General features: G+C 29.7%; 20 protein-coding genes. 14 read left to right on the forward strand and 6 right to left on the reverse strand.

The genetic code is table 11. The annotated features are described in order from the left end of the window. Nucleotides 1-19 precede the first annotated feature (19 nt). From H2279_RS03780 to dsrO, 3 genes are read right to left on the reverse strand one after another with little or no spacing between them, the layout of a single operon-like run. The gene (locus tag H2279_RS03780) at nucleotides 20-3,031 is read right to left on the reverse strand and encodes a molybdopterin-dependent oxidoreductase (protein ID WP_337195647.1); all 3,012 of its coding nucleotides are present in this window, start codon (nucleotides 3,029-3,031) and stop codon (nucleotides 20-22) included. A 4-nt stretch (nucleotides 3,032-3,035) separates the two neighbouring features. Then, entirely contained in the window at nucleotides 3,036-4,097 is a 1,062-nt protein-coding gene (nrfD, locus tag H2279_RS03785) for an NrfD/PsrC family molybdoenzyme membrane anchor subunit (RefSeq protein ID WP_337195648.1), read from the reverse strand. 1 nt (nucleotide 4,098) lies between these two features. Then, the gene (dsrO, locus tag H2279_RS03790; protein WP_337195649.1) at nucleotides 4,099-4,863 is read right to left on the reverse strand and encodes a sulfate reduction electron transfer complex DsrMKJOP subunit DsrO; all 765 of its coding nucleotides are present in this window, start codon (nucleotides 4,861-4,863) and stop codon (nucleotides 4,099-4,101) included. A 164-nt stretch (nucleotides 4,864-5,027) separates the two neighbouring features. Between dsrO and H2279_RS03795 the strand changes: the two genes are divergently transcribed. Beyond that, nucleotides 5,028-5,708, forward strand: a complete 681-nt coding sequence (locus H2279_RS03795; RefSeq protein WP_337195650.1) for a response regulator transcription factor — start codon at nucleotides 5,028-5,030, stop codon at nucleotides 5,706-5,708. Continuing rightward, the gene (locus H2279_RS03800; RefSeq protein ID WP_337195651.1) at nucleotides 5,693-7,270 is read left to right on the forward strand and encodes an ATP-binding protein; all 1,578 of its coding nucleotides are present in this window, start codon (nucleotides 5,693-5,695) and stop codon (nucleotides 7,268-7,270) included. Before H2279_RS03795 ends, H2279_RS03800 begins: the two co-directional genes overlap by 16 nt. On the opposite strand, the gene H2279_RS03805 is transcribed toward H2279_RS03800, so the two are convergent. Together H2279_RS03805 and H2279_RS03810 are read right to left on the reverse strand one after the other, a co-directional pair. Next, entirely contained in the window at nucleotides 7,256-7,564 is a 309-nt protein-coding gene (locus tag H2279_RS03805; RefSeq protein ID WP_137623677.1) for a hypothetical protein, read from the reverse strand. The genes H2279_RS03800 and H2279_RS03805 overlap by 15 nt on opposite strands. Before the next feature lie 9 nt (nucleotides 7,565-7,573). Further along, nucleotides 7,574-8,170: an MBL fold metallo-hydrolase gene (locus tag H2279_RS03810; protein ID WP_337195652.1), complete on the reverse strand. Its 597-nt coding sequence runs from the start codon at nucleotides 8,168-8,170 to the stop codon at nucleotides 7,574-7,576. A 64-nt stretch (nucleotides 8,171-8,234) separates the two neighbouring features. Between H2279_RS03810 and H2279_RS03815 the strand changes: the two genes are divergently transcribed. Genes H2279_RS03815 through H2279_RS03835 form a run of 5 tightly spaced genes read left to right on the forward strand, consistent with a single transcriptional unit; the run spans nucleotide 8,235 to nucleotide 12,849 of the window. Next, nucleotides 8,235-8,987, forward strand: a complete 753-nt coding sequence (locus H2279_RS03815) for an NAD+ synthase (protein WP_337195653.1) — start codon at nucleotides 8,235-8,237, stop codon at nucleotides 8,985-8,987. Continuing rightward, the gene (locus H2279_RS03820; protein WP_137623674.1) at nucleotides 8,984-9,907 is read left to right on the forward strand and encodes a tetraacyldisaccharide 4'-kinase; all 924 of its coding nucleotides are present in this window, start codon (nucleotides 8,984-8,986) and stop codon (nucleotides 9,905-9,907) included. The genes H2279_RS03815 and H2279_RS03820 overlap by 4 nt, the downstream gene beginning before the upstream one ends. Next, the gene (gene thrC, locus H2279_RS03825; RefSeq protein ID WP_337195654.1) at nucleotides 9,904-11,313 is read left to right on the forward strand and encodes a threonine synthase; all 1,410 of its coding nucleotides are present in this window, start codon (nucleotides 9,904-9,906) and stop codon (nucleotides 11,311-11,313) included. Before H2279_RS03820 ends, thrC begins: the two co-directional genes overlap by 4 nt. Beyond that, nucleotides 11,310-12,029, forward strand: coding sequence for a 3-deoxy-manno-octulosonate cytidylyltransferase (gene kdsB, locus H2279_RS03830; RefSeq protein WP_337195655.1), 720 nt, complete (start codon nucleotides 11,310-11,312; stop codon nucleotides 12,027-12,029). Before thrC ends, kdsB begins: the two co-directional genes overlap by 4 nt. A 49-nt stretch (nucleotides 12,030-12,078) precedes the next feature. Then, nucleotides 12,079-12,849, forward strand: coding sequence for a transporter substrate-binding domain-containing protein (locus H2279_RS03835; protein ID WP_137623672.1), 771 nt, complete (start codon nucleotides 12,079-12,081; stop codon nucleotides 12,847-12,849). Between the two features lie 34 nt (nucleotides 12,850-12,883). Here the strand turns inward: H2279_RS03835 and fliP are convergent, their stop codons facing one another. Continuing rightward, complete coding sequence (gene fliP / locus H2279_RS03840) at nucleotides 12,884-13,603, reverse strand: flagellar type III secretion system pore protein FliP (RefSeq protein ID WP_407920021.1); 720 nt, start codon at nucleotides 13,601-13,603, stop codon at nucleotides 12,884-12,886. A 185-nt stretch (nucleotides 13,604-13,788) separates the two neighbouring features. Here fliP and glmU point away from each other — a divergent pair, with 185 nt between their 5' ends. The 7 genes from glmU to truA form a co-directional block, all read left to right on the forward strand. After that, complete coding sequence (gene glmU / locus H2279_RS03845) at nucleotides 13,789-15,078, forward strand: bifunctional UDP-N-acetylglucosamine diphosphorylase/glucosamine-1-phosphate N-acetyltransferase GlmU (protein WP_337195657.1); 1,290 nt, start codon at nucleotides 13,789-13,791, stop codon at nucleotides 15,076-15,078. Further along, nucleotides 15,075-16,229, forward strand: a complete 1,155-nt coding sequence (gene coaBC / locus H2279_RS03850; protein ID WP_137623669.1) for a bifunctional phosphopantothenoylcysteine decarboxylase/phosphopantothenate--cysteine ligase CoaBC — start codon at nucleotides 15,075-15,077, stop codon at nucleotides 16,227-16,229. Before glmU ends, coaBC begins: the two co-directional genes overlap by 4 nt. Next, the gene (locus H2279_RS03855; RefSeq protein WP_337195658.1) at nucleotides 16,226-16,837 is read left to right on the forward strand and encodes a hypothetical protein; all 612 of its coding nucleotides are present in this window, start codon (nucleotides 16,226-16,228) and stop codon (nucleotides 16,835-16,837) included. Before coaBC ends, H2279_RS03855 begins: the two co-directional genes overlap by 4 nt. A gap of 2 nt (nucleotides 16,838-16,839) precedes the next feature. Continuing rightward, a complete protein-coding gene (gene uppS / locus H2279_RS03860; RefSeq protein WP_337195659.1) occupies nucleotides 16,840-17,508 on the forward strand; it encodes a polyprenyl diphosphate synthase in 669 nt (222 codons plus the stop codon). Between the two features lies 1 nt (nucleotide 17,509). Further along, a complete protein-coding gene (locus H2279_RS03865) occupies nucleotides 17,510-18,295 on the forward strand; it encodes a prepilin peptidase (RefSeq protein ID WP_337195662.1) in 786 nt (261 codons plus the stop codon). Then, nucleotides 18,292-19,317 (forward strand): LptF/LptG family permease, encoded by a 1,026-nt coding sequence (locus tag H2279_RS03870; protein WP_337195660.1) that lies wholly within the window; start codon nucleotides 18,292-18,294, stop codon nucleotides 19,315-19,317. The genes H2279_RS03865 and H2279_RS03870 overlap by 4 nt, the downstream gene beginning before the upstream one ends. After that, nucleotides 19,317-20,033: tRNA pseudouridine(38-40) synthase TruA (gene truA / locus H2279_RS03875; protein ID WP_337195661.1), on the forward strand; the 717-nt coding region annotated here is incomplete at its 3' end. The genes H2279_RS03870 and truA, both read left to right, overlap by 1 nt.

A 20,033-nucleotide genomic window follows, 5' to 3' on the forward strand; every position in this document is an offset into this window, starting at 1 on the left:
ATATTCAAGATGATACAGGTTAAATCTTTTCTATTTTTACCATAAATGCTTGTCTTGCATTAGATCCTATGACAAAATCGCCTAAATTAGGACTATTTGGTCTTGTAATATCTCTTAAGCCTAATTGACTATAAGCAATTCCAGTTTTTCGTCTGATTTTTGCCTTAAGTGTTTTTCCATCTATGTTAAGATCTCGTGCTCCTTCTGCATCCCTTCCGCCTCCGTGTTCTAAGCCAATTGCACATGGATGAATGCCTTCTTTAACTCTTGCATAACCTATAATTGAGGTTTCATAGGTGCTTAATTTTACTTTATCGCCATTTTTGATATTGTATTTTTTTGCACTTTGTGAATTAATATCTATATAGGTGCTATATTTGATCTCTTTTAAGGACTCAAGAGTAGCAGAATAAGAAGAAAAAACATTGGATTTATAATTAAATGCTAAAAGATCAAAACCTTCTTTTTTGATAATTTTTTCTCCATTGGCGTATCTTGCATCATAATATTTTATAGTTCCACTGTGTCTTTCTCCGCTGAGTGCATTTTTGGTTGTTGCTAGTTTTTCATTATAAATTGCAATAGCTTTTTTATAAGAATTGCTTAAAGCATTATCTTTATAAGCACTTTCTTTACTCGAAAATCTTCCTCCGCGACTCATTATGAAAGCTACTTTTCTCCAGTGCTCTTTGCAAATTTCTTTTAAGATTTTCTCATATTTTTGCAAACCGCTTATTTTAAACTCTTCATCACTGATATCATTTACAGGATTTTGAGTATCTAATGCAACGTTTAAAAAAGCTCTTAAATAAAAATCTTCAGGCTTATCTAAAGGATAATAATTTCCATCTTTATCTTTAATGGCATCTTTTCCAAAAGAAGATAAATTTAAAGCTTTTCCGAGTTCAATTAAAAAACTATCCATGCATATACTTTGGCCGTTTTTAAATTTTTCATTTGGACTTTGGATAATAGGAAATCTTAAATGGGTTGTTTTTGTGGTATATCCAGCCCAAGGAGACAACACTCCCCAAGTTTCAAAAAGCACACTATCAGGAACAATATAATCAGCATATAAACTTGTTTCATTGATAAAAGGATCTATGGCTATAAATAATGGAATTGATTTTTTAGGATCTTTTAAAAGTTCAATAGTTTTTGAATTTAAATTTTGCCCATAAACGAGACTAGTTCCCCAAGTTATTAAGGCGCCAAGTTTATATGGATAAGCATTAGCACTGCTTGTTAAAACTTCATTTTCTAAAGCATTGCTTAGTGGATACCATTGATCTTTGGCAGGATATGGATTTTGATTATTTTTGATTTTTTCTTGAAATTCTGTACTTGTTTCATAGGCTTTTCTTGCACGATCTATCCTTGTTCCATAAGCTTTCTTTTTACCTTCGTAGGCTAAAAGATTATACATTTTTCCATTAAAACTATTGAATTTTCCACCTCCTATACTCATACCTCCTTTATGGTTTAAATTTCCCACCATACTTCCTAACATCATGATCGCATAAGTGGTATAAAATCCTGTTGTATGCATGGTTCCTCCATGGCAATCAGTCGCCACAGCTCTGCCATACGAAGTGAATTTTTTTGCTAAATCAACGATAATATTTGCTTCAATTTCACATTTTTGTGCATATTCTTCCAAGCTATACTCAAAAACATTTTCTTTTAAAATTTCAAAGCTAGTTTTTACTTGATACATTTGACCTTTGTATTCTACACTTCCGCTAAATTCAAGATCGGCTTGTTTAACTTCATCAGCATTTTTAAGAATGCCATTTTCAAGAACTAAAATTTGATCATTTTCATCTCTTAAAAAAGTGCCATAGTGTGCTTCATCTTGCAAGACAAGATGGGTTGCGTTAGTAAAACTAACATCATTAAGAGCGATTTGAGATTTTAAACTTGGAATTTGTAAATAAGAAAGATTATAAAGTTTATTTTCTATGATCACTCTTAACATCCCCATGACAAAAGCAAGATCGCTCCCTGGTTTTATGGGTATCCATCTTGATTTATTTTCCACTGCAAAAGTATCGGCGTTGGTTAAATTTGGAGTTATAGTGACGTATTTCATTTCTCCTTCACTTCTAGCTTTTGCGAGTAAATGCGCTTGTCTTTTAAAAGGATTTCCAGCTTGTGCGGGTGCGGTTGCTATATTAAGAAGAAATTTACAGTGTTCAAAATCAGGTTTTAAATGGGGATATTTTTGAAAATCATTCAAATAAGCAGCCTCACCCGCACGCATAGAAAGACCACAGATTGCAGTATGTCCTAAATAATTTATCGTTCCAAAACTTTGAGCAAATCTGTGGGTGATAAAATTTTGCCTTCCTTCATCTCCCGTGCCTAAAATACATAATTTATTTGCCAAAGAACCATAATCTGGATTTTTTTCATCGATTAAAGTTTTTGTATCACAAAATGTTTTAAGCCCTTCAATATGTCCTTCGTTAAATAAATCCCCGCCATTTACAATTTCAGAGATCAATTCTTCAATGCTGATACTTTTCCATTTATTTTCCCCACGTTTTCCTGCTCTTTTTAAAGGCTTTGTGATCCTAAATTCATCATCAAGTTTATGATGGATAAAATTACCCCTAACGCAACACGTAGAACGCATATTTAAGCCATTTTCATTATGATTTGATAAGGCGATAAAACTTTCTTTTAAAGGTGTATTCATATCAAGATAAGGATCGCTTGAAAGCAAACTATAAGGATTTCCACTTACTCTAAGTACTTTTTGGCTTTTTTTATCGATTTTAGCACGTACAGAACAAAAGGTTACGCAACCATTGCAAACACTTGGCATGATGCTAAATTTATCATTAAATTTAATTCCATTTTTATCTAAAGATACTTCGCATTCTTGTGCGTTTGCATAGATAGTATTTTTTGCTTTACTCCCTTTATCTGAAAAAGTCAATGCATGTTTTAAAGTATCGGAATATCCAAGTGCTGAAATTGCACCAATGCTTAATCCTGATCCGATTAAAAATTTTCTTCTTTTCATTGTTTTATTTTCCTTTTATCAATATATTTTTATTAAAAAATGCTAAAGCAAGGCAAAAAAGTGCGATTAAAAGTCCATAATTGCAAATTATGCCTATAAGATTTGAAAAATCTATGTGATATTCTAAAAAAGAAGGTGTGGTTTTTGGAAAAGATTGACCTTTGATCACTAGGGTATATCTAAACATTAAACTTCCAAGCACGCCTAAACATCCTGCTAAAATCACAAAAGGTAGTTTTTGGTTTAATTTTGAAAAACCTATGATTAAAGGCAAAAGAAGGCAAAGTCCCATATCTATGAAAACGATAAAAAATCCTTCTTTTTGGAAGAAAATTTGAGCTACAAATCTATCATCTGTATTAAAGACTAGCAAAAAGCTAAACCAAAAAATTCTTAAAACAATATCAAGCATAGCAAAAAAGGCTAAAAATTTTGCCAAGGTTGAAAATAAAGAAGTGTTTAATTTTTCATCAGTGAAAAATTTAAGATGAAATTGTGTTATAAGTATTAACATTCCTATTCCGCTTACAAAAGCAGACGCTAAGAACAAAAGCGGCATTAAAGGAGTGTGTAAAAACACAAATGAGCTTAAAATCGCAATCAAATACGCAGTATAAAATTCGATCCCAAAAGCTAAAATAAGTCCTAAAATTCCAAAATAAAAAAGCATTTTTTGCTTTTTAGATTGATTTTTAAAAAGCACTTGATAGGCTAAATAGAGTTCAAAAAATACAACAACGAAGAAAAAAATTAACAGTAAAACTCCCCATTTCATAGGACTAGTGAAGAAATTTTCCCATCCGTATAAAAAGACATTAATCATTCTTCCAGGTTGGCTTAGATCATCGATCAAATTTAAGGGTGCCACCATTAAAAAAATAAAAGAAATTATAAGGGCTAAGAAGGCTATATTTTTTAATTTTTCTTGTTTAAAGATAAAATAAAGATTAGCAAAAATAAAATTAGCCGCTGAAATTCCTGTTAAAAATAAATAATTGGCTATATTTAAACCCCAAGGCCTTTCAGGGGTTATACTGACTAATGAGTGAATAACGCTTAAATCCATATCAAACTCCTTCGCTTTGCCATAATAATTTTTCATTTTTTGATTTTAATGCATCGTCTAAATCATCCATTGAGACAACATTGTCTAGTAATTCTCCATTTAAACCTATGTAAAAAACTTGAGGTTTGGTTCCGCTTTTTTGTTTTAAAACAAAATTTGGAAATTGGCTTAAAAGTTGATAGATTAAAGAATTTTTATCGTTTAAATTTCCTATGATTCTTGCGCCTCCAACGCAAGTTTCAACGCAAGCTGGAAGTAACCCTGCATCAAGCCTATGTGCGCAAAAGGTACATTTATCTACCACCTTAGTTTGAGAATTGATAAATCTTTTATCATAAGGACAAGCATTAACACAGTATCCGCACCCCCAGCATGTTTGATTATCTACAACAACAATACCATCTAATCTTTTAAAGGTTGCACCCGTTGGACAAACGCTTACACAAGGTGGATTTTTGCAATGATTGCAAAGTTGCGGTAAAAAAGCCTTTCTAATATTAGGAAAAGTTCCTATTTCAAATTCAGCAACATTGGTTCTAAATTGATCTTTAGGAACTTGATTTTCAACCTTGCAATTTGCAGTACAAGCATGGCACCCCACACATTTTCTAAGATCAATTAGCATTGCAAATTTTTTATCTTTTTGACCTAAAGCCTCTGGATTTTTAGCATTTCTACTAGGATTTTTTAAGCTAAAAGCCTTGCCACTAGAAAGTAAGGCTATACTAGCAGCACCTTGCTTAAGAAAAAAACGTCTTTTGTTCATAAATTTTCCTTAATGATTTTAAATGGGATTATTTTAGAAAAAAATAGGGAAAAAATAGGGATATTTTTTAAATGTATTATTAATTTATTTATATTTTTTAAATATTTATAAAATTAATGAAAAATTTAAAATAAAATAATTTATAATAACGCATGCAAGAAATTTTGAATTTATTTAGCAATTTAACTGTTTTAAATGTCGAGGATGAAGAAGGCGTTAGAAAATCATTGAGTGCTAATTTATCCTTTTTCTTTAAAGAAATTTATGAAGCAAAAGATGGAGAAGAGGCATTAAATTTATTTTTTGAAAAAAATCCTGATGTTATTTTTATGGATATTTGCATACCTAAATTTGATGGTCTTGAAGTGCTTAAAAAAATAAAAGATTTACACAAGAAAATTCCTATTGTAATTGTAAGTGCTTATAGTGAGCAAGAATATTTTTTAAAGGCAATAGAACTTCATATTTGTAAATTTTTAATCAAGCCTTTTAGTCGGGACGAATTTATTAATACGCTTAAGCATATAGCCCAGTGGATGTATGAATATACAGATAATTATAGAATAAAATTACAAGAAGATGTTTTTTATGAGCCCAATACATCAAAGATTTTTCACCATCAAAATGTCTTTACTTTAACAAAAAAAGAAAAACAAGTGTTTGAATATCTTTTAAGAAATAAAAACAGGGCGGTAAGTTTTGACGAACTCGAAATCAAGCTTTACAATGATGTTAATGATCACAAAGAAGCCTTAAAGGCAATTGTTAAACAATTACGCAAGAAAATTCCTTATAAAATCATAGAAAATGTTTTTGGTTTTGGTTATCAATGCGTTTGTCTTTAAATTTTTCAACCAAAACCAAAACGATGATTTTGGTTATAGCTTTATTTATTTTAACTTGTTTGGTTTTTAGTCTTTTAAGGCAATTTGATATTAGAAATTTAATCAATCTTTCCAAAGAAGATTTTAGAAATGAAATTGAAAATATTTACAATACAACCCTAAAACGCACTAAAGAATTTTACATGAGTAGGGCAAAGGCAAATGTTGAATCTGATAATATAAAAATCTATATCAAAAAACAAGATATAGAAAAAATCAACAAATTAACCCTAGTAAGATTTCAAGTTTTAAAAGAAGAAAATCCTTATTTAATCAGTATGAAATTTTTTGATCATCAAGGAAAACTTTTAACCTATTTAGGCGAAGAAAGCCTGTCTTTAAATTTAAACCAAAGCGAATATTTTTTTCTTGATAAAAACAGATTAACCTACCATATCTTAACCCCTTTTTATGAAAATGGTAAATTATTAGCTTGGATTGAATTTTGTTTTGGAGCTGAATATTTTTTAAAGGAGATAGAAGCTTTTTCGAAATTAAAAGGCAGGATTATTTTTGATAAAAATTATAAAAATAAAGATACGATCAAAAAGGATGGTAAATTTTTTATCATACATTCTTTCAATTTAACCGATGAAGCAAAAATGGTTTTTTATCAAGACATCACAAAACAAGAAGAGATTATTACAAAATCTTTCTATGAGGCTTTATTATTATCTTTAGTTTTATTTTGTGTTGTTTTTATTATTTTACATTATGGTTTTAAAGTGCTTATTAAAAGGCTTGAGCTTAGTGAAAATTCTTTAAAAAATTTAAATGCAAATTTAGAGCAAAAAATTCAGCTAGAACTTCAAAAAAGAAGAGAACAAGAAAGAATTTTAATGCATCAAGGTCGTTTGGCTAGTATGGGTGAAATGATAGGAAATATCGCGCATCAATGGAGACAACCTCTAACCGAACTAAATACCATTTTAACACACATAAGCCTTATGTTAGAATTTGAAAAAATAGATTATCAAAATTTTAAAAGACTTGAAAAGAATGCCGAGGATCTGATCTCTTATATGTCAAAAACTATAGATGATTTTAGAAATTTTTTCAAGCCTAATGTTTCTAAAAATTATTTTTACATAGATCAAGCTTTGAGTAAAACTTTAAAGTTGCTAGAAAGTTCTTTTAATTTTATAAAAATAGAAGAAAATTTTGAAAAAAAGATCCAATTTTATGGTTTTGAAACTCAATTTTGCCAAGCAGTTTTAAATATACTTTGCAATGCCAAAGACATTTTTATAGAAAGAAAGATAGAAAATCCTTATATAAAAATAGTAGCTTTTAAAAAAGGACGAAATATCATCATTGAAATTTGTGATAATGCGCAAGGTATTACTATATCACCTATAGAAAAAATTTTTGAACCCTATATCAGCAGCAAACATGCCAATATAGGAACAGGTATAGGTTTGTATATGAGTAAGGTGATTATTGAGAAAAATTTCAAAGGCAGTTTATTAGCAAGTAATGAAAACGACGGAGCAAAATTTAGCATATGCTTAATCGATTTTTAATTTCCAGCCTAAAAATGCCATCGAAATAGAAAGGGCTAAGATAAGATCTAACGCCCAGTTTCCAAATCCTATAAACCCTATAGAAAGAACGCTATAAAAAAGCCCACCTACAGCACAATAAATACAAATTGTGCTTAAAGAGCCATTTTCAGCCATTTTTCTACAAGGACAAATTCTAGAAAATTTTTTTTCATTGAATTGATTTTTTTTGCCTTTTCCAAAAAACAAACCCAGTAGGGCAAAAATGTTTAAAAATATAAAAAAATAAACTAAAAACAGATCTAAGTTATCCAAAATTTATTCCTAGAAATATCTTAACCAAGAAGGAATATGTACTTGTTCATTCTTTAGCGTTGTTTCTTTTCCATGTCCAGGTAAAAGTCTATAATCATTTTCATAAGCTAATACTCTTTGCAAACTTTCTTTCATAAGTTTTGGATCAGAAAAAGGAAAATCCCATCTTCCTATACTTCTATAAAATAAAAAGTCTCCGCTAAACATTAAATTTTGTCCTACAACTTCTATCATGGTACATCCTGGGGTATGTCCAGGTAAAAAATGGAATTTAAAATCAGTTCCACAAATATTAAGAATATTTTCATCCTCGACTAAAAAATCCGCTTTGCTTGGTTCAAATCCTCTATCCATAGGATCATCTAACATAAATTCATCATTTTTGTGTATGTAAATAGGGATGTTATATTCTCTTTTGACTTTTGCATTATCCCAAACATGATCACAATGCCCGTGAGTGTTTAAAATAGCCAAAGGATTTTTAACATGCTCTTTGATGAATTTTAAAGCTTCAAAACCTGGATCTATGATGATCTCGCCTTTTTGTGTTGATAGAATATAACAATTGGTCATATAAGGACCACAAGCTTGTTGAGTAATTTGCATTTTTTAGCCTTTTTTTTGAATTTTTATATATAATTATATTAGCGAATTATTGTAAAGGTAAGTTATGAATTGCGAACAAATTTTAGAAAATTTGTGTGTTTTTATAAAAGAAGAGCTTTTAAAAAGTGGCAAAGATAATGTTATTTTAGGGCTTAGCGGAGGGATTGATTCTGCTTTAGTGGCTACGCTTTGCAAAAAAGCTTTAGATAAAAATGTTTTTGCACTTTTAATGCCCACTCAGTATTCTAATAAAGATCATTTAAATGATGCTTTAATGCTTTGTCATGATTTAAATATAGAACATAAAATCATTCCTATTGAAACGATTCTTAATGCTTTTATCGAGCAAAGTCAAAATATAGATAAAATTCGCATAGGAAATTATGCAGCGCGTATTAGAATGAGTTTGCTTTATGATTATTCTGCACTTAAAAATGCCCTTGTAATTGGCACTTCCAATAAAAGCGAGTTACTTTTGGGCTATGGAACAATTTATGGGGATCTAGCTTGTGCTTTTAATCCTATAGGTGATCTTTATAAAACGCAAGTGTATGAAATGGCTAAATTTTTAAATTTGCATGAAAACTTTATTAAAAAAAGCCCGAGTGCAGATCTTTGGGAAAATCAAAGCGATGAAAAGGAATTAGGTTTTACCTATGAACAAATAGATTTAGGTTTAAAAGCTATAGAAAATGATGATAAACAAACTATAGATAAATTAGATGAAAATTTACTCAAAATGCTAAAGACGCGTATTAAAAACAATGCCTTTAAAAGATCTATGCCTAAAATCGCAAATTTAATGGAATTTAAGTGAGTGAAGATAAAAAATATCAACTTTGGCTAGATCATTATTTTTTCAAACCTAGTTTTTTTCAAAAATGTTTAGCGTATGCGTTGTTACCTTTGAGTTTTATTTATACATTATTAGCCATCATAAATACTTGGTTTTTTAAAAAAATAGATTTTAAAAAGCCTGTGATTAGTGTTGGAAATTTAAGTTTTGGAGGCAATGGAAAAACACCCCTTTGTAAGGCAATAGCAAGGGAATTTGAAGGTGTTTTTATCGTACTTAGAGGCTATAAAAGAAAAAGTAAAGGTTTGCTTGTTATTAAGCACAATCATGAAATTTTATCCGATGTTACACAAAGCGGCGATGAAGCGATGGAATATGCCTTTGAGGATAAAATTTCAGGCGTAATTGTCAGTGAAAATAGGGCAGAAGGAATCAAAAAAGCTTTTGATTTGGGCGCTAAGATAGTTTTATTAGATGATGCTTTTTCTAAATTTTATATTCAAAAATTCGATATTTTATTAGAGAGCGAAGTAAAGCCTTATTTTAATTTTACTTTACCTAGCGGGGCGTATCGTTTGCCAAAATTTTATAGCAAAAAAGCTGATTTTATAGCACTTGAAAATAGGGATTTTATCCGTTATTCTTATACCAAAGAAAATCCTAAGGCTATATTGGTTACGGCTATTGCGAAACCTTTTAGACTTTATGAGCATTTTATAAAGGCTAGGGCTTGTTATTTTTTTAAAGATCATTATGAATTCAAAAAAGATGAGCTTGAAAAATTACTTAAAAAGCATAATTGTGATACTCTAATGCTTACTTTTAAGGATTATGTTAAAGTGAAAGATTTTGGTTTTAAGTGTCAAATTATAGAATTAAATATAGAATTAAAAGAAAATTTTAAAGAGAAATTGCATCAATATGTAAGGAGTTTTGATTGATTTTAGTTGAAAGTAGAAATATTAACAATAAAGCAGATTTTAAAGAAGCATTGATTAATCCAAATGCGCCACAAGGTGGGCTTTACTCACCTTTAAATTTACCTTATTTTGATGGGGAAAAATACAGCGAACTTTCTTATAATAATTTTGCTTTAAAATTGATAGAAAGCTTTGAATTTGGCTATGAAGAATTATTTAAAAAAGCCCTAAAAAGCTATGAAAAATTTGATCATGGTTTTGCAATCAATTTAAAAAAAATCGAAGATAGGGTTTATATTAACGAGCTTTGGCATGGACCTACAAGAGCTTTTAAAGATATGGCTTTGCAACCTTTTGGAGTGCTTTTAAATGAATTTTCAAAAGATAAAAAAATTCTAATCATGTGTGCCACAAGTGGAGATACAGGCCCAGCTACGCTTAAAAGCTTTGAAAATTTAGAAAATATTAAAGTTGTTTGTATGTATCCAAATGGTGGAACAAGTTCTTTACAAGAACTTCAAATGAGAGCTTTGGATAAAAATAATTTAAAAGTTTTGGCCATTGAAGGTAATTTTGATGATACGCAACGTATTTTAAAAAATCTATTGGCAAAAGCAGAGTTTAGAGAAAAATTAAAAATGCAAGATTACGAGCTTTGTGCTGCAAATTCTGTCAATTTTGGACGCATTTTGTTTCAAATAATCTATCATTATTATGCGAGTTTAAAATTATGGAATGAATTTAAAGAAAAGATTGAAATTATCGTTCCTAGTGGAAATTTTGGAAATGCTTTAGGGGCTTATTATGCGAAAAAAATGGGTGCTAAAATTGCAAAAATAAAAATCGCATCCAATGCAAACAATATTTTAAGTGAATTTTTCAATAAAGGCATTTATGATTTGCGGGGTAAAATTCTTAAAAAAACTATATCTCCAGCTATGGATATTCTTATTTCTTCCAATATAGAAAGACTGCTTTTTGATAAATTGGGCGATTTAAGAACCAATGAGCTAATGAATTCGCTTAAAAATCAAAATTATTTTATTCTTGATCAAAAAGAATTGCAAAGTTTGCAAGAAGATTTTGAAGCTGATTTTTGTGAAGATAGTGAGTGTATGAGATTTATCAAAGAAAGTAAAACTTTAATCGATCCACACACCGCAACTTGCTTTAAAATGCTAGATACTTCAAAACCAAGCATTATCACTTCAACAGCTGAATGGACAAAATTTACTCCGAGTATGGTTAAAGCGATTTTTGATAGAGATTGTAAAGATGAAAAAGAAGATTTTAAACTTTTAGCTAAAAATTTTAATCTAGAAGTAAAGGAAGAAATTTCTAAACTTTTTGATTTAAATTTGCAAGATAAAAGAGTATATAAAAGCGAAGAAATTGAAAATGAAATTTTAGAATGGATGAAAAAATGATTATTATACCTACAAGATTAAACTCAACGCGTTTTCCTAAAAAAATTCTTTGTGATATAGGCGGCGTTCCTATGTTTATAGCGACTGCTAAACAAGTACAAGAAGTCGATGAGGTTTGTATAGCGGTTGATGATGAAGAAATTTTAGAACTTGCTACAAAGTATCATTTTAAAGCGGTTTTAACCAGTAAAGAGCATGAAAGTGGCACAGATAGAATCAATGAAGCTTGTCAAAAACTTGCTTTAAAGGATGATGAAATTATTATTAATGTACAAGCGGACGAGCCTTTTATAGAAAGCAAAAATTTGCTTTTATTTAAAGAATTTGCACATTCTTGCTTAGATAAAGAAGCTTTTATGGCAAGTTGCTATAAAAGCATAGATAAAAAACAAGCCGATGATCCTAATTTAGTTAAAGTGGTTTGCGATAAAGATAATTTTGCCTTATATTTTTCAAGATCAAAAATTCCTTATGAAAGAGAAGATTATCAAGATAATTTTAAAGGGCATTTAGGAATTTATGCTTATAGTGTAAAAGCTTTGCGTGAATTTTGTGCTTTAAAAAATTCAATGCTTGAAAAAACTGAAAAACTAGAGCAGTTAAGGGCGATTGAAAATGGAAAGAAAATCAAAATGCTGAAAATTAGCACTCAAAGCATGGGGATTGATACTCAAGAAGATTATGAAAAGGCTTTGAGATTTTATAAAAATTTGTAAAATTTTATGTATTTTAATACATATTTTTAATTTTAATTAAGGAGAAATAATGAAAAAAATTGTTTGTTTTTTAACAATGTTTTTTGCCTTACATTTGATGGCAAAAGATTTGGTTGTAGGTATGGAGTTGGGTTATCCACCTTTTGAAATGAGTGATAAAAACGGAAAAGCAAGTGGGATTAGTGTCGATTTTTTAGATCAATTTGCTAAAGAACACGGTTATAAACTTGTAGTTAAAAATATAGCTTGGGATGGTTTGATACCTGCCCTTAAAACTGGAAAAATAGATCTTATTATGTCTTCTATGACGATTACTGATGAACGTAAAAAGGTTGTGGATTTTACTATCCCTTATGCACAGGCTAATTTGGCAATTTTAACTCCTATTAACTCAAAGATTAAAAGTATAAAAGATTTGGATAAAAAAGGAGAAATTTTAGCTTTAAAACGTGGATCTACAGGGCATTTATATGCAAGTAAAAATCTTAAAAACGCAACCATACATCTTTTCGATAAAGAAAGTGCGGCGATTTTGGAAGTTATACAAGGCAAAGCAGATGGATTTTTTTATGATCAACTGACTATTTATAGAACTTGGCAAAAACATCAAGACACTACAAGAGCCATTTTAGCACCTTTTCAAAAAAGTCCAGAATTTTGGGGTATAGCTATAAGAAAAGGCGATACGGATCTTAAAAAACAATTGGATGATTTTATAAGTAAAAGCAAAAAAGATGGATTTTTTGACTCGCTTGGAGAAAAATATTTAAAAGATGTTAAAGACACTTTTAAAAAGAATCATTTGCAATTCTTCTTTTAAGTTTATAAGAAAAGACTTTTTAGTCTTTTCTTTATCACGTTACAAAACTTTCTACTAATCTTTGAATCAATAAATTCCAACCATCAACAAGAACAAAGATCAAAAGTTTAAAAGGCAGGGAAATCATTACAGGTGGGAGCATCATCATACCCATAGCCATCAAAACAGAACTCACAACCATATCTATAACTAAAAAAGGCAAGTAGATTAAAAAGCCTATTTCAAAAGCCGTTTTAAGTTCAGAAATCATAAATGCAGGTACTAAAACAGTTAAAGAAACATCATCAATCGTTTTAGGATTTGGCAAATGGCGTATGCGATAAAATAAAGCCAGATCTTTTTCTCGAGTATTTTTTAACATAAAATCTTTAAAGGGCTTGATGCTTTTATTAAAGGCTTCTTCGTAGCCGATTTTTTCCGCTAAGTAAGGCTTGATACCTTGATTATAAGATTTTGTAGCCACAGGTTCCATGATGAAAAAGGTTAAAATTAAAGCAAGAGTTACTAATATAGTATTTGGTGGCATACTTTGCGTTCCCATAGCTTGACGCAAAAAAGAAAAAACAACGATCAAGCGTAAAAAAGAAGTCATAACAAAAACTATACTCGGAGCAAGCACTAAGATTGTTAATACTATGACTATATTTAAAGTTGTAACAAGTTGATTAGGAGTATTTGGAGCACTAAGACTTAAATTTACCGTAGGAATTGTTGCTTCAGGTGCTGCAAAAAGAGTGCTAAAACAGGCACTCATTATCAATAAAAAAACTATTTTTTTCAAATGCTAACCTTAGATTATTGATTTTAAAAATAGGTTTTATTTTAACTTTTGATGACTAAAAAAGAGTTTAAAACTTTTGTTTAAAATATCCAAAACTTAACTTTAAAATGTTAAAATAGAACAAAATTATTTATCATAAAATAAAGGCTTTAAAGATTATGAAAAATTCAATTTTAATTTTAGCAGCAGGACTTGGCACTCGGATGAAATCGCAAAAACCAAAAGTTTTGCAAGAACTTTGCCAAAAAAGCATGATTTTGCATATTTTAGAAAAAGCCTATGAACTAAGCGATGATGTAAGTGTGGTTTTATCTCATCAAAAAGAGCTTGTTGAAAAAGAAATTCTCTCTTCTTTTCCAAAAACAAAAATTTTAGAACAGGATTTAAAAAATTACCCTGGAACTGCAGGTGCTTTAAAAAATTTCAAATCAGACAAAGAAAAAGTTTTAATTCTTTGCGGGGATATGCCTTTAGTTGAAAGTGAAAGCTTAAAGCAATTATTGCAAAATGATGCTGATTTGAGCTTAGCGGTGTTTCGCGCTAAGGATGCAAAAACTTATGGGCGAGTCTTGATAGAAAATGATAGAGTGGAAAAAATCATAGAATTTAAAGATGCCAACGAAAAAGAAAGATTAATTAATATTTGCAATGCCGGAGTTTATGCGATCAAATCAAAACTTTTATCAGAAATATTGCCTTTAATTGATAATAATAATGCCGTCAAAGAATACTATCTAACCGATATGATAGCTTTAGCCAAAGATAAAAATAAAATCATTAAAGCTATCTATGTAGATGAAAATGAATTTATGGGTATTAATGATAAATTTGAGTTAAGCATAGCTGAAAATTTAATGCAAGAAAAAATCAAAAAGCATTGGATGAAACAAGGAGTGATTTTTCATTTACCTCATAGCACTTTTATAGGATTGGATGTTGAATTTGTAGGAGAATGTGAAGTTTATGAAAATGTGAGAATTGAAGGAAAAAGCAAGATTGTTAACTCCATCATCAAAAGTTCTAGCGTGATTGAAAATTCTATCGTTGAAAATAGCGATGTAGGGCCTTTAGCACATTTGCGTCCAAATTGTGAAATAAAAAATACCCATATAGGTAATTTTGTAGAATGCAAAAATGCAAAATTAAACACCGTAAAAGCAGGGCACTTAAGCTATCTAGGCGATTGTGAAATCGATAGTGGTACCAATATAGGCTGTGGGACTATCACTTGTAATTATGATGGGATTAAAAAACATAAAACTATTATCGGCAAGAATGTTTTTGTGGGATCAGACACACAATTTATTGCTCCTGTCAATATAGAAAATGATGTTATTATTGCGGCTGGAAGTTCGGTTGATTGTAATGTTTCTAGTGGTTCTTTGTTTATCAATAGAGCTAATAGAAAAGTGGTTAAAGATTATTTTTATAAAAAATTTAAAAAATGAAAACTATACTTTTAGCGGTTAGCGGTAGCATAGCTTTTTATAAAGCTTATGAACTTATTTCTTTATTTAAAAAAGAAAAGATTAGAGTTAAAGTCTTACTTAGCCAAGGGCTTTTAAAATTTGCAAATAAATTAAGTTTTGAAGCTTTGGCAGATGAAATTTTATGTGAAGAAAATGAAAGTTGGGAAAATAAAAAAAATCATATAGATTTTAGCAAAGATTGCGATCTTGTTCTTTTTGCACCCGCGAGTGTCAATTCGATCAATAAATTAGCCCTTGGTATAGCGGATAATCTTTTTATCCAAACCTTAATCGCTTGCACTAAACCTTTAATCATAGCTCCAGCGGCTAATACAAACATGTATCATCATTTTAGCGCACAAAATTCTTTAAAATTACTTCAAAAAAATAAAGCCTTAATCATCCCTCCAATTTCTAAAGTTTTAGCTTGTAAGGATGAAGGAGTAGGGGCTTTAGCAGAAGTTGAAGATATATTTAACATTACCAAAAGAGAGCTTTTTAAAAAGAAATTTTGGCTTGATAAAAGTGTAGTGATCAGCGGTGGAGGCACAAGAGAAAAAATAGATGATGTGCGTTGCATTAGTAATTTTTCAAGCGGAAAAATGGCAAAATCAATCGCTGATGCCTTTTATTTTTTAGGAGCTAAGGTTATATTTTTAAGTTCTGTAGATTTTAAAACCCCTTATGAAATTTACAAATTTGAAGATTCAAAAGACTTAAAGGCGTTATTGCAAAGATTTTGCGAAAATGATTTTTTGATTATGGCAGCTGCTGTGAGTGATTTTATCCCGCAATTTCAAAAAGGAAAAATCAAGAAAAATCAATTTTCAAAAGGCTTAGATCTTCACTTAAAACTTAATGAAGATTTGCTAAAAAATATCGATTTTAAAGGCAAAAAAATAGGCTTTAAAATGGAATTTGATGCAGAAAATGCCATAGAAAACGCTAAAAAATCTTTAGTGGAGAAAAACTTAAATTTAGTATGCTTAAATATCCTAAATGAAAAAAATACTTTTGGAAGTGATCAAAACGAATTTTATTTTATAAGTAAAGACGCTTGTGAAAAAAGTGGCTTAAAAGATAAAAAAGATTTAGCTTTTGATTTGATTGATTGGTGTGAAAAATTATGATTAACGCCACTCTACCTATCCAAATGAAAGTTTTGGGAAAAACAGGTTATGGTCATTATACCTTGCTTTTAAATCATAAAAAAATTCAAACTAAAAGCATGATTGATCTAGAAATTGGTGCGGAATATTTGGCTGAAATTTATAAAGAAAAAAGCGGAGCGATACAGTTTAAACATTTATTAAAAAGACCGGTTTTTACACCTTTTGAAGAAGGTTTGCCTTTGATAGTAGCGATCTTAGAAAACAAGATCAATTATAAAGAATACATCATTTCAAATCTTATGGAATGTAAAAATAGGGAAAAATATCAAATTTTAAAAGAGATGCTTTTTGCAAGTTTTGAAAATATTTATCATATTCCTTTTATTTTTGAAAATAAAGCTTGTTTATTTCAGATGAAAAAGAGGGCTAAATTTTTGGAAATTTATCTTTATTTTAGCGTTTTTGGTGCTTTAAAAATACTCATTGATAATCACGGAGTTTCGATTTTTACTCCTTTTTTTAAAGTGCAAAAATTTTTAAATGAGCATTTGAATTTTAATGTTGTGCAAGATAATAAAATTGCGCCTTTATTTGTATTTAAAAAATTATCTGATTTTAAGGGGTGAAAATGAATGATTTAAAACATCTTGCCATAGTTATGGATGGCAATAGACGTTGGGCAAAGGCTAAGGGCTTTTTGGCAAAGTTGGGTTATTCTCAAGGGGTAAAGACTATGCAAAAGCTTATGGAAGCCTGTGTTGAAGAAGGAATTTCTAATTTGAGCTTATTTGCTTTTAGCACTGAAAACTGGAATAGGCCTAAAGATGAAATAGAATTTATTTTTGAACTTTTAGATCGTTGTTTAAATGAAGCTTTGGAAAAATTTGAAAAAAACAATGTTCGCTTAAGAGCTATCGGTGATCTAACAAGACTTGATCAGGCTTTAAGGGATAAAATCGCCTTAGTGGAAGAAACGACCAAGCATTGCAATGGACTTTGTGTCAATCTAGCCATCAGCTATGGTGCCAAAGATGAAATCATCCGTGCTACGCGTCGTGTTATAGAAAAAGGTTTGGAAATCAATGAAAAAAATATCAGTGAAAATTTAGATCTTCCTTTAGATGTGGATTTGATGCTTCGCGTAGGCAATGCAAAAAGACTTTCGAATTTTTTACTTTGGCAATGTGCTTATGCAGAAATTTATTTTAGTGAAACTTTATTTCCGGGGCTTACGAAAAGAGAATTTAAAAAAATCATAAAAGAATACAGAAAAAGAGAGAGAACATTTGGAAGGTGAAATTTTTACGCAAAGCTTTCTAAAATTTACTTTTTTGATTATCTTGGGTTTGAGTTTGGGCTCATTTTGTATGTGTTTTTTAAGTCGTTTTTGTGAAAATAAACCCTTTTTAAGTATGAGATCTTATTGTTTTTCTTGTGGCAAAAAACTTAGTATTTTAGATCTTATACCTTTTTTTTCATATATATTTTTAAAAGCTAGATGTAGGTTTTGTAAGGAAAAAATTCTCATTGATATATTTTTAGCTGAAATTTTAGGTGTGATTTTTGTTTTTATTGCTTATTTTTTTAGCAAAAATTTATTAGAATTTCTAGTTTTTTCATTATATTTATTTGTTTTTGGGATGCTTTCTTATATAGATATAAAATTTAAAGCAGTTCCGCAAGTATTGCTTTGGGCTTTATTTTTTTTGGCTTTGATTTTAAAGCTGGATATTAATGATTTTTTTTATTTTCTTATTTTTGAAGATTTTAAAAATGGCTTTTTAATACAAGCTTTTTCTTTTGCGGGTTTTTTGTTTTTGCTTAAAAATTTGACAGCCTATATTAAGAATTTCAAATCAAAAAATATACAAGAAAATTTAGGAGATGCAGATATTATCGTGTGTGCTAGTATAGCTGGAATTTTTGGATTTAAAGAAAGTTTTATTATCCTTTTTTGTGGAGCTTTATTGACTTTGCCATTTTTTATTTTTTATAAAAGAAAAGAATTAGCATTTTTACCTTTTATCAATACTGCTTTTATCGGCTATGTGATTTTTTTAATTTTTAATCAGGGATTAGCATGAAGCTTGTTTCAAGATATATTTTAAACCAATTTTTAAGCACTAATCTTTCCATTTTTTTTGTGCTTTTTAGCATTGTTTCTATGGTATTTTTTATCCAATTAGCTAAACTAACTTCAAGTATAGAAATCAGCTTTTTAGATTTACTTGAACTTTATGGCTTTATGTTGCCTAGAATTTTAATTTTTACCTTGCCTATATCTTTTTTTATAGCACTGACTTTGACTTTATTTAGACTTTCTAGAGAAAATGAAAGTATAGTTCTTTTTACTTTAGGATTTTCTCCAAAAACTTTGGCTTCATTGTTTTTAAAAATTTCTGCTTTGGTAAGTGCTTTGATGTTATTTACATCTTTAGTGATGATACCTTTGGTGCTTGAACTTCAAGATAATTTTATCGATTATAAAAAAACACAGGTAAAATTTAATTACAAAACAGGAGAATTTGGGCAAAAATTTTTAGATTGGATGATTTTTATAGAAAAGCAAGATGGCGATAAGTATGAAAATATCATTATGTATCATCCAAAAAGAGTGCAAAGCGATAAAGAGCAACTCATCATCGCCAAAGAAGCCACCGTGCAAAAAGAAAGTACGGGTTTTGCTTTTAAACTTTCCAAGGGTAGAATGTATAATTTCGAGCAATCCGGTATGCTTTTTACAGGAGAATTTGAAAATCTCACCTTAAATACAAAATTTAACAACAATGATTTTAAAATCAAAAAATTTTATGAATACTGGCTAGATATCAATACCGACACAAAACGTGCTAAAGAATTTGTGATTTACACCACCATAGCACTTTTTCCATTAGCAAGCACACTTTTTGCACTTTCATTTGGTATCGTCACTTATCGTTATGAGAAAGGTTTTGTGTATGTGGGGATGTTTAGTGTTATCGTGCTGTATTTTGGACTTTTAAGCTTATTTTATAAACCGCCTTTATTGGCATGTTTTAGTATCTTTGTGCTTAGTTTTATTGCTTCAATGATTTGCTTTAAGAAAATGATTTTGAGTCGTTATTGATGAAATTAAAACTGGTTTTTTCTTATGATGGATCAGCTTTTTTAGGCTCTGCTACACAACCACACAAAAAAGGAGTTCAAGATGCCCTAGAGGACGCTTTGACTCATCTTGGAATTTTTTCTAAAACCTACATGGCTTCAAGGACAGATAAAGGAGTACATGCAAGTTTTGCGGTAGCTTGTGTTGAGTGTGGAGATCATTTTAAAGATCTAAACTATCTTAAAAATCAGATCAATAAATTTTCTCATCCTTATATACACATCAAAAATTTAGAAATCATGCCTTTAAATTTTGAGGTGAGATATGATGTTAAGAGTAGGGAATACCGCTATATTTTTCACCATGGTAAATTTAGCCCTTTTATGTCTCGATACGTGTATTTTTATCCGAAAATGGACATTAAAAAAGCCAATGAAATTTTAAAACACTTTATCGGAGAGCATGATTTTAAGTATTTTTGTAAAAGCGGAAGTGATGTTAAAAGTACGGTTAGAAAGGTATTTAAATCTCATGCTTATACTTATAAAGATATGACAATTTTTCATTTTAAGGCCAATGGTTTTTTAAGAGGGCAAATTCGTCTCATTGTTGCAAGTGTTTTAAAGATTTTAGATCAAAAAATGACTCAAAAAGAACTCGTAGAGCAATTAAAAGCCATAAAAAAGCACAATCACTTTTTAGCTCCGCCTAATGGACTTTATCTAAGCAAAATCACA

The sequence above is a fragment of the Campylobacter sp. B0100352/1 genome, from assembly GCF_020135855.1.
Classification (GTDB): domain Bacteria; phylum Campylobacterota; class Campylobacteria; order Campylobacterales; family Campylobacteraceae; genus Campylobacter_D; species Campylobacter_D taeniopygiae.

What these genes read in the sequence shown, in the direction of transcription:
- H2279_RS03780 (WP_337195647.1), bottom strand. Translation starts at nt 3,031, where the DNA reads ATGAAAAGAAGAAAATTTTTAATCGGATCAGGATTAAGCATTGGTGCA.
- nrfD (WP_337195648.1), bottom strand. Translation starts at nt 4,097, where the DNA reads ATGGATTTAAGCGTTATTCACTCATTAGTCAGTATAACCCCTGAAAGG.
- dsrO (WP_337195649.1), bottom strand. Translation starts at nt 4,863, where the DNA reads ATGAACAAAAGACGTTTTTTTCTTAAGCAAGGTGCTGCTAGTATAGCC.
- H2279_RS03800 (WP_337195651.1), top strand. Translation starts at nt 5,693, where the DNA reads ATGCGTTTGTCTTTAAATTTTTCAACCAAAACCAAAACGATGATTTTG.
- H2279_RS03810 (WP_337195652.1), bottom strand. Translation starts at nt 8,170, where the DNA reads ATGCAAATTACTCAACAAGCTTGTGGTCCTTATATGACCAATTGTTAT.
- H2279_RS03815 (WP_337195653.1), top strand. Translation starts at nt 8,235, where the DNA reads ATGAATTGCGAACAAATTTTAGAAAATTTGTGTGTTTTTATAAAAGAA.
- kdsB (WP_337195655.1), top strand. Translation starts at nt 11,310, where the DNA reads ATGATTATTATACCTACAAGATTAAACTCAACGCGTTTTCCTAAAAAA.
- H2279_RS03835 (WP_137623672.1), top strand. Translation starts at nt 12,079, where the DNA reads ATGAAAAAAATTGTTTGTTTTTTAACAATGTTTTTTGCCTTACATTTG.
- fliP (WP_407920021.1), bottom strand. Translation starts at nt 13,603, where the DNA reads ATGAGTGCCTGTTTTAGCACTCTTTTTGCAGCACCTGAAGCAACAATT.
- glmU (WP_337195657.1), top strand. Translation starts at nt 13,789, where the DNA reads ATGAAAAATTCAATTTTAATTTTAGCAGCAGGACTTGGCACTCGGATG.
- coaBC (WP_137623669.1), top strand. Translation starts at nt 15,075, where the DNA reads ATGAAAACTATACTTTTAGCGGTTAGCGGTAGCATAGCTTTTTATAAA.
- H2279_RS03855 (WP_337195658.1), top strand. Translation starts at nt 16,226, where the DNA reads ATGATTAACGCCACTCTACCTATCCAAATGAAAGTTTTGGGAAAAACA.
- uppS (WP_337195659.1), top strand. Translation starts at nt 16,840, where the DNA reads ATGAATGATTTAAAACATCTTGCCATAGTTATGGATGGCAATAGACGT.
- H2279_RS03870 (WP_337195660.1), top strand. Translation starts at nt 18,292, where the DNA reads ATGAAGCTTGTTTCAAGATATATTTTAAACCAATTTTTAAGCACTAAT.